General features: G+C 76.0%; 7 protein-coding genes. 5 read left to right on the top strand and 2 right to left on the bottom strand.

Going from position 1 to position 13,540, the window contains the following annotated elements:
• The first annotated feature begins 1 nt into the window (after position 1).
• The 3 genes from ACFVGO_RS07200 (at position 2) to ACFVGO_RS07190 (ending at position 6,325) form a co-directional block, all read left to right on the top strand.
• Positions 2 to 3,661 (top strand): DUF5682 family protein, encoded by a 3,660-nt coding sequence (locus ACFVGO_RS07200; RefSeq protein WP_380631019.1) that lies wholly within the window; start codon positions 2 to 4, stop codon positions 3,659 to 3,661.
• Entirely contained in the window at positions 3,658 to 5,664 is a 2,007-nt protein-coding gene (locus ACFVGO_RS07195; RefSeq protein WP_380631018.1) for a hypothetical protein, read from the top strand. The genes ACFVGO_RS07200 and ACFVGO_RS07195 overlap by 4 nt, the downstream gene beginning before the upstream one ends.
• Before the next feature lie 202 nt (positions 5,665 to 5,866).
• Complete coding sequence (locus ACFVGO_RS07190) at positions 5,867 to 6,325, top strand: MarR family transcriptional regulator (RefSeq protein ID WP_359914760.1); 459 nt, start codon at positions 5,867 to 5,869, stop codon at positions 6,323 to 6,325.
• A gap of 163 nt (positions 6,326 to 6,488) precedes the next feature.
• Here the strand turns inward: ACFVGO_RS07190 and ACFVGO_RS07185 are convergent, their stop codons facing one another.
• The gene (locus tag ACFVGO_RS07185; RefSeq protein ID WP_380631017.1) at positions 6,489 to 8,366 is read right to left on the bottom strand and encodes an ATP-binding protein; all 1,878 of its coding nucleotides are present in this window, start codon (positions 8,364 to 8,366) and stop codon (positions 6,489 to 6,491) included.
• A 399-nt stretch (positions 8,367 to 8,765) separates the two neighbouring features.
• The gene (locus ACFVGO_RS07180; RefSeq protein ID WP_380348387.1) at positions 8,766 to 10,043 is read right to left on the bottom strand and encodes an acyl-CoA dehydrogenase family protein; all 1,278 of its coding nucleotides are present in this window, start codon (positions 10,041 to 10,043) and stop codon (positions 8,766 to 8,768) included.
• 411 nt (positions 10,044 to 10,454) lie between these two features.
• Between ACFVGO_RS07180 and ACFVGO_RS07175 the strand changes: the two genes are divergently transcribed.
• Both ACFVGO_RS07175 and ACFVGO_RS07170 read left to right on the top strand, forming a co-directional pair.
• The gene (locus tag ACFVGO_RS07175) at positions 10,455 to 11,528 is read left to right on the top strand and encodes a GAF domain-containing protein (RefSeq protein ID WP_380631016.1); all 1,074 of its coding nucleotides are present in this window, start codon (positions 10,455 to 10,457) and stop codon (positions 11,526 to 11,528) included.
• Positions 11,529 to 11,797: 269 nt separating this feature from the next.
• Positions 11,798 to 13,444 carry a lipase maturation factor family protein gene (locus ACFVGO_RS07170; protein WP_380631015.1) on the top strand — a complete coding sequence of 549 codons (1,647 nt, stop codon included), beginning with the start codon at positions 11,798 to 11,800 and terminating at the stop codon, positions 13,442 to 13,444.
• Positions 13,445 to 13,540: the final 96 nt, after the last annotated feature.

Below are 13,540 nucleotides of genomic sequence, written 5' to 3'. Positions count from 1 at the left end.
GATGAGCAGCGCGGAGATCCCCCGCCCGGACGACGCGGACCGGACGGTCCGGGCCGAGGCCGACCGGCTGGCCGCCTCCGGCACCGGCCGCCCCGGGCCCCACCTGATCGGCGTGCGCCACCACGCGCCGTCCCTCAGCGCGGTCGTCCCCGCGCTGCTCGACGCCGCCCGGCCGGACGCCGTCCTGGTCGAGCTGCCCGCCGAGTTCCAGCCCTGGCTCGGCCGGCTCGCCGACGAGGCCACCCTGGCCCCGGTCGCCCTCGCGGCGGCCCCGACCGGGCCCGAGGAGGCGGCCGGGCCCGCCTTCTACCCGTTCGCCGACTTCTCCCCGGAACTCGCCGCCCTGCGCTGGGCCCGGCGCAACGGCGTGGAGGCCATCGCCTGCGACCTCCCGCTCGCCCACCGCGCCGCCGCGCGGGCCGGCGCGCGGGCCGCGGAGCGGACCGGGGAGCGGGCCGGGGAGTCGAGGCGCACCGACGGGGGCCCGGAAGCGCCCGGCGTCGCCGACGCGCTGCGCCACCGCCTCACCGGCCGGGACGCCGACGACGACCTGTGGGACCGTCTGGTCGAGACGGCCGCCCCCGGTTCCTCCCCGGAGGCCGTCCGGCGCGCCGCCCTGCTGGTCGGCTGGGCACTGCGCCGGGACGCCGAGCGCGGCCCCGGCGTCGACCCGTACGACCTGCGCCGCGAGGCCTGGATGCGGGCCCGCATCCAGGACGCCTCGGCCGGCGGGCGCCGGGTCGCCGCCGTGATCGGCGCCTTCCACGCCCCCGCCCTGCTGGACGGTCCCCTCGCCGCCGAGGAGCCGCCGCCCCCGGACGACCCCGGGCACGTCCTGTCCCTGATCCCGTACACCTACCCGCTGCTCGACGCCCGCTCCGGCTACCCGGCGGGCATCCGCGACCCGGAGTGGCAGCACACCGTCCTGGACGCCGGCGGCGACCCGGAACGCCTCGCCGAGGCGCTCACCACCACCGCCGTCCGGATCTGCGCCGCCCTGCGCAGCCAGGACCACCCCAGCGGCCCGGCCGACGCCCGCGAGATCGTCCGCCTGGCCGGCGACCTCGCCCGGCTGCGCGGCCACGCCGCCCCCGGCCGCGGCGAACTCGTCGAAGCGGTGCAGACCGTCCTCGCCCAGGGCGAACCCCTGGGCCGCGGCCGGGCCGTCGCCCGCGCCCTCGAACAGGTGCTGGTCGGTACCCGCACCGGCCGTCCCACCCCCGCCGCCCCGCGCAGCGGACTCGCCCCCGCCGTCGAGACGCTCCTCGCCGGCCTCGGCTTGCCAGGCCCCGCCGACCCCGGCCCGCGGGACCTGCGCCTCGACCCGCTGCGCAGCGACCTCGACCGCCGCCGCGAGATCCTCCTGCACCGGCTCACCGTCTGCGAGGTCCCCTATGCCGAGTCCGTCGCCACCACCGGCGCCGGCGGCACCGAAACCCTCGGCACCCGCTGGCGCCTGCACTGGACCCCCGCCAGCGCCGCCATGCTCACCGTCGCCGGCACCCGCGGTGTCACCCCCGCGCAGGCCGCCGAGGGCGCCCTGCGCGCCCGCCTCACCGACCGGCCGACCCCGCGCGAGATCATCGACGGCCTCACCGCCGCCGCCTCCTGCGCCCTCCCCGCCCTCGCCGAGACCCGCCTCGCCCAACTCACCACCGTCCTCCCCACCTCCGCCACCCTGCCCGACCTCCTCGATGCCCTGGCGCTCGTCGACCGGCTGACCGCGGGCCACTTCCCCGGCTACGCCCCGGCCGGAGGGGAGACGTCCGCCCCCGCCTCCGCCGTTCCGGCGGGTCGGCCCGGGCTCGCCGCGGCCGGGGAGGTGCTCACCACTGCCGCCGTGCGGCAGTTGGAGGGCGTGGGCGGGTCGGACGATCCGCAGGACGCGCGGGCGCTGGTCGAGCTGGTGCGGCGGGCGGACCGGCTCGGCGGAGTGCGGCTGGCGTACACGCTGGCCGAACTCGCCGAGCGGGGGAGCCCGTTGGTACGGGGCGCGGCCGGTGCGGTCCGGGTGCTGCTCGGGCAGGAGCCGGCCGAGGTGCTGGGCGGCCGGGCCGCCTCCTGGGTGGACGGTGCGACCGGCCCGAAGACGCGACAGGCGCTCGGGCGGGCGCTGGTCGGTCTGCTGACGGCGGCGGAGGGGCTGTTCGACTCCGCGCCGCAGGCACTGGAGCCGCTGCTGGAGCGGGTTGCCTCGCTGCCCGACGACGCCTTCCTGGACCGGCTGCCCGCCCTGCGCGGCGGGTTCGACACGCTCAGCCCGGCCGCCCGCGACCGGCTGCTGGCCCTGGTCGAGGAGAGCCTGGGCGCCCGGCTCGCCGCGCTGCCCGAGGAGGCTGGCCCGGCCGTGCTCGCCGGCTGGGTGCGGGCGGACCTCGCGGCACGGGCGGCCCTCGCCCGCCGCGGCCTCCTGCCCCCGGCGGCGGCCGACATCCCGGCGGTCGCGCCGCCGGCCACGGCCTCGGAGCGGCCTCCCACCCGGCTCCCCGCCGCGACCGCCACGATTTCCACGACCGCCGCGGCCGTTACGACCACAACCACCACGCCGCGCGCCCTCGCCCCCGCCGAGCGCTGGCGGCTGCTCCTCGGCCGCCCCGGCGACGGCGGCCTGACCGGTCGCGGTGCCCGACTCGCCACGGCCCTGGACGAGTTGTACGGCACCGGCCACGGCGAGGGCTCCGGCCCGGGCCTGGACAGCCGGGGCGGCAGGGGAGGCCGCGAGGCCCCGTACCCCGGCGTGCGGGAGTGGGCCGAGGAGCTGGAGTCGCTGTTCGGCCCCGGCGTGCGCGAGGAGGTGCTGGCCGCCGCTGTCGCCCAGGGCCGTACCGACGTCCTGGAGACGATCGACCCCGCCGCCGTCCGCCCCTCCGTCGAGCTGCTGCGCACCGTGCTGGACCACGCGGGCGGTCTGCCCGAGGCCCGGGTGGCCCGGCTGCGCCCGCTGGTGCGGCGGCTGGTGGACGAGCTGAACCGGGAGCTGGCCACCAGGCTGCGCCCGGCGCTGACCGGGATCGCCGTGCCGCGCCCGTCCCGCCGCCCGGGCGGCGGGCTGGACCTGGACCGGACCATCCGGGCCAACCTCGCCACCGCCCGGCCCGGGCCGGACGGCGGCACCCTGATCGTGCCCGAGCGCCCGGTCTTCCGGACCAGGGCGCGGCAGGCCAACGACTGGCGGCTGATCCTGGTCGTGGACGTCTCCGGGTCGATGGAGGCCTCCACGGTGTGGGCCGCACTGACGGCCTCGATCCTGGCCGGGGTGCCCTCGCTGAGCACCCACTTCGTGGCCTTCTCCACCGAGGTCCTGGACCTCACGGCACGGGTGGACGACCCGCTGAGCCTGCTGCTGGAGGTGAGGGTCGGCGGCGGCACCAGCATCGCGAGCGGGCTGCGCTACGCGCGGGAACTGGTGACGGTGCCGTCCCGCACGCTGATCGCGGTGGTCAGCGACTTCGAGGAGGGCGGGCCGATCGGCGGGCTGCTGGCCCAGACCCGGGCGCTGGTGGACTCCGGCGTGCACCTGCTCGGCTGCGCGGCGCTGGACGACACCGGGACGGCCCGCTACTCGAAGGCGGTCGCGGGCCAACTGGTCGCGGCCGGAATGCCCGTGGCGGCGTTGAGCCCGCTGGAACTGGCCCGCTGGGTGGGGGAGAAGGTGCGATGAGCGCGACGGCACGGACGAGCGACTGGCCGGGCGTGCGGCCCGAGGTGGTCGCCGAGGTGGTGGCAGGGCTGAGCGCCCGGCTGCAGAAGCGGCTGGACGGTGCGGCGGCGAAGCTGGCGGAGCGGCCGGTGGCCCGGGAGGGCGACGAGTGGCGGGTGGAGGTGGACGAGGAGACGCTGCTGGTGCTGCACGCCCCGGGTGGGGTGGTCGTGGTGGAGGCCGGCGTCCGCTGCGGCTGCCTGCTGGCCCCGGCCTGCGTGCACCGGGCCGCCGCCGTCACCCTCTGCCCGCTCGCCGAGGCCGAGCCCGAGCCTGAGGTCGAGCTCGATCCCGAGACCGAGGCCGGGCCCGTGGCCGTGGCCGTGGCCGGGGCCGGACCCGCGCCCGACGGCGGCACCGGGTCGATGGCCGCGGAAGGCCGGGAAGGAGCCCCGGAAACCCCCGGGGCGCCGGCCGACTGGCCAGCCCCCGCCCCGCTCACCACCGTCGAACTCGCCGCCGTCCGCCACCTCCACGCGGCCGCGGCCGCCGTCCTGGCCGCCGGGGTGAGCGGGGCGGGCGCCGTCTCCCAGGCCGAGCTGCTGCGCGCCGCCCACCGGGCACGCCTCGCGGGCCTGCACCGCCCGGCCTCGGCGGCGGTCACCGTCGCGACGAGGGTCCGGGCAGCGCGTTCCGGCGCGCCGGACCACCGCCTGGTGGATCTGGTGGCGGGCCAGCGCGAACTGCTCGGCCTCACCACCGCCCTGGCCGCCGGCGTCGCCCCGATTGCCGAGTTGCGCGGCACCGCGCGCCAGGCCTACCGGGAAGAGGGGGGCCTGCGGCTCTACGGCCTGTTCGCCGAGCCGGTGCTGACGGCGACGCACGCGGGCGCGGTCAGCTGGGCGGTGGATGCCAACGGGCGCCTGAGCACGATCGCCGAGGTGATGCCGCACGACGACGCGTCGGCCGCCGCCCCGCAGGCGGTCGGGGCGGGCAACCGGACGGTCCGCCTGGGTGATGCCGCGCTCAGCCACCGCGAGTTGAGCCGGGCCGGGCTGGCCGTCCAGGGCGCGACCAGGTCCACCGGCGGCCGACTGGGCGCCGGCGCCTCGGTACGGGCGGTGCGTGCGGCGGGCACGGCGTGGACGGCGGAGCCGGCCGCCCGGCTCTGGTCCGAACCGGCTCCCGCACAGGTGGCCCGGGCGCTCGCGGCGCAGGAACAGCCGTACGAGAGCCGCCCGGCCGGGAGCGACCTGCTGTTCCTGGACGTCACCCTGCTGGGTACCGCCCCCACCGGCCCGGGCGGGACGCCGCAGCTGCTGGCGCGCTGCACGGCGGGCGGCCCGGCCGAGGGGGCCGCGGACAGCCCGGCAGAGGACAATCCGGCGGAGGCCGGTCCGGGAGGCTCGGGCGGTCCGGTGATCGTCCTGCGCCCGGCGCACGAACACCCCGACCTGCCGTTCCGGGCGAACCTCGCGCTGCTCGCCACCGCGCCCGGGCTGCGGCTGTGGGTGATCGGCCGATTGGAGCGCGCGGACCGTCCGGAGCTGCGCCTACTCGCGATCGGCACGCCCCCGGGCACGCCGGACCGACTCGCCCTGCCCGCGGCCCGGGCGGGCCGGGTCAATCTCGGCCTCGAACGCCTCCAGACCGCCGACCTCGCGGGGCCCGGCCCGGTCGGTGGGCCGGCGGACGGGCCGACGGCCCCGGCGCCGTACGGCCCGCCCGTCCACGTGCTCGGGCGCCGGGTCGAGCAGACGGTCACCACTGGCCGGCACGCCCTCGCCCCGAGCGAGGCCTCGGCGGCGGCCGACCGCGCGCTGCTGCGCGCCGCCGGGCTGGCCACGGCCGCCGAGCTCCTCGACGCTCTGCGGGCCTGCGCTGCCAACCGGCAGCGCGACGTCTTCGGCCGGATCGTCACGGACGACCACGAGGCCTTCGCCGCCGCTTGGCTGGCGGCGGCCTCCTACACCGAGGAGCTGGCCACGGCCTTGTGCGCGGCGGCCTGGTCCGGGGAGGGGTGAGGGGACTTCCACGGCAGGCCGGCAGGGGAGAGCGCCCGGGGTATGAGTCGAACTATTTGCACAGACCGGTATTCCGCGCCAACTGGCATACTTGTCGTAGGAAGACACAGGACGAGACCTCGTACGAGAGCCGGTACGAGACCTCGCACGGGGCCTCGTCCGGCACACGGCACGAGCAGCGCGACGGAAGGGTGGGCGAGCCATGGGAATCCGCGACGATGCGGCCGAGGTCCGGGCCAGCGGCTGGCGGACGCTCGCCGCGCTGCACGGGATGATCGACACCGCACTGGAGAAGGCGCTCCAGGCCGAGTTCAAGCTCTCGGTGGTCGAGTACACGGTGCTGGACGCGCTCTCCCGCCAGGACGGCTGGCACATGCGGATGCAGCAGCTGGCCCGCGCGGCGGCGCTGAGCAGCAGTGCGACGACCCGGCTGGTGAGCCGCCTGGAGGACCGGGGCCTGCTCAGCCGCTTCCTCTGCGCGGACGACCGGCGCGGCATCTACACCGAGCTGACGGCCGAGGGCCGTGACCTGCTGACGGCCGCCCGGCCGGTGCACGACGCCGCCCTGGAGGCGACGCTGGCCGAGGCCACCGAGGTCCCCGAGCTGGCCCCCCTGGTCGGGTCGCTCGCCGAGCTCCACCCGGTCCACACCAAGGCCTGAGGCGGAATCGGCCCGTTCGCTCGGGCCGGCGGGCCACCCGGGCCGGGGCCTCGCCGCCGCCCGGCGGCTTCGGGTCTCGTGTGCGGGAACGGGGTGAGCCGCCGCCCGGCGGGCCCGCTCGGCGTCCGGTGGTGATCGTGCAGGGGTCCGGTGCGCCGCGTCGTCACTGTTCGCCCCGGGGCACGTCCGACCCGGCGCCGAGGGCCCGCCGCGGCAGGACCCGGGGCGCGCTCGGTCCGCGGTCCGGGCCATCGCCCGTGTCGTCCTTCGGGCCGGTCCCCGGGTCGGTCCCCGGGCCGTCGGCGCGGCTGACGGCGGGCAGTCCGGCCGTGTGTCCCCCCGTGGGGCTGCCCGACAGGTCGTACATGCGCGGCAGTACGGGCCGGGGCACGACCACGGCGCCGGGCAGCCCGGGGATCTCGGCGCCGACCGCCAAGCCCCCGTTGGCGGGCGGCACATCGGCGCGGACGGCACCGGTGACACCGGCGACACCAGCGACCCCGGGAGCACCGGGGACACCAGCAGCACCGGCGACATCGCCGAGCCCTGCGGCGCCCGTGCGGGGGCCGTCCGTGGCGTAGGGGACAGGGGGAGCCCCGGGGAGGCCGAAGGGCCCCGGAGCCTGCTGGACCCCGCCCAGCGGCCCGCCGAGCCCCTCTGCCGCCGCGTCCGACGGTCCTGGCCCGAGGCCGTCGGGCCCGGGCCCGGGACCTGAACCGGAGCCGGACTGGCCGTCGGAGCCGGAACCGGAACCGGAACCCGAGCCGTCCTCGGCCCCCGCCTGCCCCGCCTGCCCCGCCTGCCCCGCCTGCCCCGCCTGCCCCGCCTGCCCCGCCTGCCCCGCCTGCCCCTCGGACACCGGAGCCCGGGTGATCCGGGCCCCCGACGGCAGCCCGGGCACCGCGGCCGGGTGTCCGGCCTGCTCCAGCAGCGCCGACGGCACCAGCACCACCGCCCGGGTGCCGCCGTACGGGGACGGCCGCAGCGAGACCCGGACCTCGTGCCGGGAGGCGAGGCGCGCGACGACGAACAGGCCGAGCCGCAGGTCGTCGCCGAGCGCGGAGACGTCCAGCTCGGGCGGGTCGGCCAGGTACGCGTTGAACCGCTGGTACTCCTGCTCGGTCATGCCGAGCCCGCGGTCCTCGACCTCGACCGCCAGGCCCTCCGCGACCTCCTGAGCCGAGACCTGCACCTGGGTGTACGGCGGGGAGAAGGTGGTGCCGTTCTCGATCAGCTCGGCGACCAGGTGGATGACGTCGGCGACGGCCTGCCCGTCGAGCGAGACGCGCGGCACGCCGTGGACGACGACCCGGGAGTAGCTCTCGGTCTCCGAGACGGCGCTGCGCAGCACGTTGACCATGGGCACGGCGTTGCGCCAGCGCCGGGCGGGCAGGGCGCCGCCGAGGATGACCAGGTTCTCGGCGTTGCGCCGCATCCGGGTGGCCAGGTGGTCGACCGCGAACAGTTCGCGCAGCAGTTCCGGGTCCTCGTGCTCGCGTTCGAGCGCGTCCAGCATGCTGATCTGCCGGTGGATCAGGATCTGGGTGCGCCGGGCGATGTTGAGGAAGACCTTCTTCGTCCCTTCGCGCCCCTGGGCCTGGTGGACGATGGCGGCGATCGCGGCCTGGCGGACGGCGGCGAGGCCCTCCGAGGTCTGCTGGACGTCGTCGCCGGCCCGCCGGGAGGGTGCCCAGACGGCCGGGGCGGGCACCTGCTCCCCGGCGCGCAGCCGTCCGACCACCTCGGGGATCTCCTGCTCGGCGAGCGCGAAGGTGTCGGCCCGCAGGCCGGACAGCCGCGCGGACAGGGCCCAGGCGGTCCGGACGCCACGGACCAGGCTGATCAGCAGCACCAGGGCGACGGCCGCGCTGCCGGCCAGCAGTGCGGTGCGCTGTCCGGAGTCGCGCAGCAGGTAGGCGGCGTAGCCCCAGGCGGCGGCGAGGCCCAGGCCGGGGACCAGTACGAGGGAGAGGAGCGGGCCGCGGAGCGAGCCGGACCGGCCGGCGCGGTGGCCCGTGCGGGGGGCCGGTATGCCTGGCATCTGATTCCTTGCTGCAGGGCCGAGTCGCGGGACCGGGACGCCGGTCCGGACCGGTGGGTCCGAGCGGCGGGGTCGATCCCGTACGGCGCGGCCGGGCTTCAGGGAGTCGGGGCCGGGGGTGCCGGAGCCGGTGACGTGCTGTCACTGCTCCGGCGCGGTGCAGCACGGCCGTCGACGGCACGGAACGCTATCAGCCCCGGGCGGCGTCGACGCAATATCAACTGGCCCGGCCCGATGGGCCGATGGCGTCGGAACGGGGTTCGGGCCGGAGGGTCCGCCGGTGCATCGCCGCAGCTCGCGGCCCTCGCCCCGATGGTGCCGACGGTTCCCGGAGGGCGGGGACAGCCCCCCGGGGAATTCGCCAGGAACAGGTCAAGTGTCGTTGTGGCGGGCGGGGCCTCAGCCCGCCAGTGGCATCGGCAGCACCCGTCCGCCCCTCCCCGGCGGCTTCTCCACCGAGGCCTCCCGCTGGGCGGCGAGCTCGCTCCAGGCCCAGCTGGTCAGGTCGGACAGCTCCGCCGACCACTGCTTGCCGTACGTGCCGGAGGCGAACTGCCCGAGCCGCAGCCGCTGGACGTCCGAGGTGCCGGCCGGCGGGTAGACGTGGGTGGCGTCCCGCAGGTAGCGCTCGATGCCGAACTCGGGCTGGAGGCCGCGGGCGGCGTGGATCTCCATGGCGTTGCGCGCGGAGTCAAGTGCGTACTCGGTGTTGATGAGCTTGGCGTTCATCAGCTCGGCGTCGCAGGCGCGGCCGTGGTCGAGCAGGTGGGAGGCGTGGTAGGCGGCGAGCCTGGCGGTCATCAGCCGGGACTGCATCTCGCCCAGCTTGAGCATGATGTTCGGGAGTTGGCTGAGCGGCTGGCCGTACAGGACGCGTCCCCCGGCGAACCGGACGGTGTCCTCGACGATCGCGGTGTGGATGCCGAGCGCGACGGCGGCGAGGTTGATCCGGCCGTAGAGGGTGGAGGAGGAGTAGGCGACGTCCAGCCCCTGTCCCTCCCGGCCGAGCCGGTTGCCGGCCGGGACGCGGCAGTCCTCCAGGAGGATCTCGCCGAAGCTGAAGCCGTGCAGCCCGCTCTGCGACCCGGGGGAGCCGGTGCGGAACCCGGGCCGGTCGCTCTCGACCAGGAAGGCGGACAGGCCCCGGCTGCCCTGGCCGGTGCGCAGGACCACGCCGTGCACGTCCCCGATGTGGGAGTTGCCGACGAACCACTTGCGGCCGTTGAGCACGTACTCGTCGCCGTCGCGCACCGCCGTGCCGGTCATCCCGAGCACGTGCCCGCCGGATTCCGGTTCGGTGACGGCGATGGTCGGCAGGCACTCCCCGGAGGCGAACTTCGGCAGCCACTTGCGGCGTTGGGCCTGGGAGCCGTAGTGGAGGACCTTGGCCACGCCCAGCTGGGAGGCCTGCGCGATCGAGCCGGCGGCCCCGCTGACCCGGGCCAGCTCCTCGATGATCACGGTCTTGGCGACGTGCCCCAGGCCGAGGCCGCCGAACTCCCGCGGGATCGTCACGCCGATCCAGCCCTGGCGGGCGATCTGCCGGGCCAGCTCGAACTCGATCTTCCGCTCGGCCTCCATCCCGGCCACCCGCGGACGCACCTCCTTCTCCGCGAAGTCACGGACCTCGGCGCGAAGCTCCTCGTGACGGTCGTCGGTGAAGTAGTCCATCGCCATGCTCCGGTCCTCTCGGTGTGTGCGGTGCCGTGCCTCCGTTCGTGCCGTCGATGCCGCTCCGGCAACCCCGCGGGGGGCGGTGGGTGTGCGGGAGTTCCGGCCGGTCGCCCCGGTGCGATCGGCGCATGCGTCACCGGGCGGTGTCCCGGTGGCGGGCATCGTCCGTGTCTTCGGCAGGGCTCATTGTTGTATGGGGTGCCGGGGCAGCCCAGAGTCGATCTTGGATTGGCGCGATTCGGCCCGTCCCCGTCCGGAGGGGTTTCGCCCCGGCCCCGGCCGGGAATCGATCTTCGCTTCCGTGACGGTCCGTCGACCGGTCGTTCACGTGCAGTTTTGACGGGCCATCGGCAAGGCTGAGGAACGGTCGATCGGGACGGTCCGGCTGTTCTGATGTCTGGTTACATGTGCGCCATGACTGATGTGATGAGCACTCAAGGCCAGTTCCCGGGTGCCTCCGGCGAGTCCGCGCGAACCCGCAGGCTGCGCGGCCTCGGGCTCAACGACCCGTCCGCGGACGAGGCCTTCGACCGCTTCGCCCACCTCGCAGCCAGTATCACGCGCGCTCCCATCGCGATGGTCAACTTCATCAATGACGAACGCCAGATGTTCCGCGGGCTCTACATTCCGCCAAGTTCGACCGATGTCAGGGCCGAGGACGGATCGTCCTGGGCGGACCGCGGCATCGCGTTCGACCTCCCCACCCGCGAGATGCCGCTGAGCCACGGCTTCTGCCCGCACGTCGTCGCCCAGCGCTCCCCCCTCGCCCTCGATGACATCCTCGCCTACCCCCGGTTCGCCGGGAACCCGGTGGTGGACGAACTCGGCGTCCGCGCCTACCTCGGCGCCCCGCTCGTCGACGACACCAACACCGTCATCGGCACGGTCTGCGTCCTCGACCGGGAACCCCGGCAGTGGGGGCGCGAGCGGCTGCGCGACATCCAGCACCTCGCCGAGGCGCTGCTCTCCGAGATCCGGCTGCGCGACAGCCTGCTCGCCCAGCGCCAGGAGATGTTCGCCGCCTTCGACGGCTCGCCGTTCCCCATCATGCTCACCGAGGGCCCGGCCCAGGAGATCCGGTACGCCAACGCCCAGCACACCGACACCTTCGGCGCGCCGACGGCCTACGGGACGATCGGCGCCGCCTACCCGCAGCTCGGCGCCGCCGGCCTCGAACAGACCGTCGTGGAGGCGTACCACACCGGTCGCACCGCCGTCCTCGACGGCGTCCGGATCGATTCCGCCCGTCCCGACGCGCAACGCGGACGGCAGGTGTTCAGCTTCACCTGCACCCCGCTGCGGGCCGCGCTCACCGGACGGATCAACGGCGTCCTCACCGTCGGCATGGACATCACCGCCCAGTCCCGCACCGAGGAGGAGCTCGGCACGCTGGCCGCCCTGCTCGTCGACCGGCTCCAGCAGAGCGGCGCCTCCGTGCCCGGCCGCTCCGCCGTCGCCGGCGGGGCCGGACCCGGCCTGCCCGTCTGAACCCCGGCCGGGTGCGGACCGTCCACCACCGTGGCGGGGCGCCTCTCACCCCCGTGGAGAGGACCCCGTCACGCTGCCGTCCGGCGCCGGGAGCCCGCCGTCCGGCGCCGGGAGCCCGCCGGGCGCCCGCCGGGTGCCGTTCCCGTGCTCGTCCGTGTCCGCCCGGCACTGCCGGAGGCCCGCCGCCCGGGCCGAGCGGGTGAACCCTCCCCGCTCCGCCGCCCCGACCGGGCCCGTGCCCGGGGCACCGGATGGTAGGCATGGGCCGCATGGACTGGTTCGCCGCCCCCGACTACTGGCTGAGCCGGCTGCTCGTCCAACGCCTGCTCGCCGCCCTCTACCTGATCGGATTCCTGGCCGCCGCCGGGCAGTTCCGCGCGCTCATCGGCGCCGACGGGATGCTGCCGGTGCCCCGCTTCACCGCCCGGGTCCCGTTCCGCCGGTCGCCCGGCCTGTTCCACCTCCACTACAGCGACCGGTTCTTCGCCGCCGTCGCCTGGAGCGGCGCCGCGCTCGCCGCAGCCGTCGCGGCCGGGCTCGGTGACGCCGTCCCGCTCTGGACGTCGATCCTGCTGTGGGCGGTGCTCTGGACCCTCTACCTCTCCATCGTCAACGTCGGGCAGACCTGGTACTCCTTCGGCTGGGAGTCCCTGCTGCTCGAAGCAGGCTTCCTCGCCGCCTTCCTGGGCGACGCCGACACCGCCCCGCCCACCCTGGTGCTGTGGCTGATGCGCTGGCTGGCCTTCCGGGTCGAGTTCGGCGCCGGACTGATCAAGCTGCGCGGCGACAGCTGCTGGCGCGACCTGACCTGCCTCCAGTACCACCACGAGACCCAGCCGATGCCCGGGCCGCTCAGCTGGTTCTTCCACCACCTGCCCGCCCCGCTGCACCGGGTCGAGGCCGCCGTCAACCACTTCGTCCAACTCGTCGTACCGGTCGGCCTGCTGTTGCCGCAGCCGGTCGCGAGCGGCGCGGCCTGCGCCGTCATCGCCACCCAGCTCTGGCTGGTGGCGTCCGGCAACTTCGCCTGGCTCAACTGGCTGACCATCGCCCTCGCCCTCGCCGCCGTCGAACCGGCCCGCCTCGGCCTGCCCGTCCACGCCCGCGCCTACCCCGGCACCCCGGTCTGGTACGAGGTGCTGGTGATCGCGCTGACCGCCGCCGTCCTGGTGCTCAGCTACTGGCCGGTGCGCAACATGATCTCCCGCGGCCAGGCCATGAACCGCTCCTTCAACCGCCTGCACCTCGTCAACACCTACGGCGCCTTCGGCAGTGTCAACCGGTTCCGCCAGGAGGTGGTGGTCGAGGGCACCGACGAGACGGTGCTCACCCCGCACACCGTCTGGCGCGAGTACGGCTTCAAGGGCAAGCCCGGCGACGTGCGCCGCCGCCCGCGCCAGTTCGCGCCCTACCACCTGCGGCTCGACTGGCTGATGTGGTTCGCCGGCATCTCCTCCGCCTACGCCCGCCCCTGGTTCCTCCCCTTCGTCGCCCGCCTGCTGTCCGGCGACCGGGCCACCCTGCGCCTGCTGCGCCACAACCCCTTCCCGGACGCCCCGCCGACCCACGTCCGGGCGACCCTCTACCTCTACCGGTTCACCGATTGGCGCGAACTGCGGGAAACCGGCGCGTGGTGGCACCGCACCGCGCTCAGCGAATACCTCGCGCCGGTCGATCTGCGGGCCCTCGGCCGGGCCGGCTACCGGCCGCCGCCCGGCCGGCCGGGCCCGGTACGGGGACGTGGCGTCCGGGAGGTGCCGATGGAGCGGTTCCGCCGGGGCCACCGTCGGGCCGAGGGCCGTCGTGAGGGCCCTCCCGACAGCCGTCGCGACGGCCGCGCCAACGGCCGCACCGGCGGCCGCACCGGCCGTCGGCCGGAGCCGCCTGTCGGAGGGCCGTGCGAGGAGCCACGGTGAACAGCCACGGTGAACAGCCGCAGTGAACAGCCGCAGTGAACAGCTGCGGTGAACAGCTGCGGTGGGTTCCGCGAGGAGGAGTCGCGAGGAGGAGCC

This window comes from Kitasatospora sp. NPDC057738, assembly GCF_042798815.1.
Classification (GTDB): Bacteria; Actinomycetota; Actinomycetes; order Streptomycetales; family Streptomycetaceae; genus Kitasatospora; species Kitasatospora lactacystinica.
This window is presented reverse-complemented; position numbering and strand designations above follow the sequence as displayed.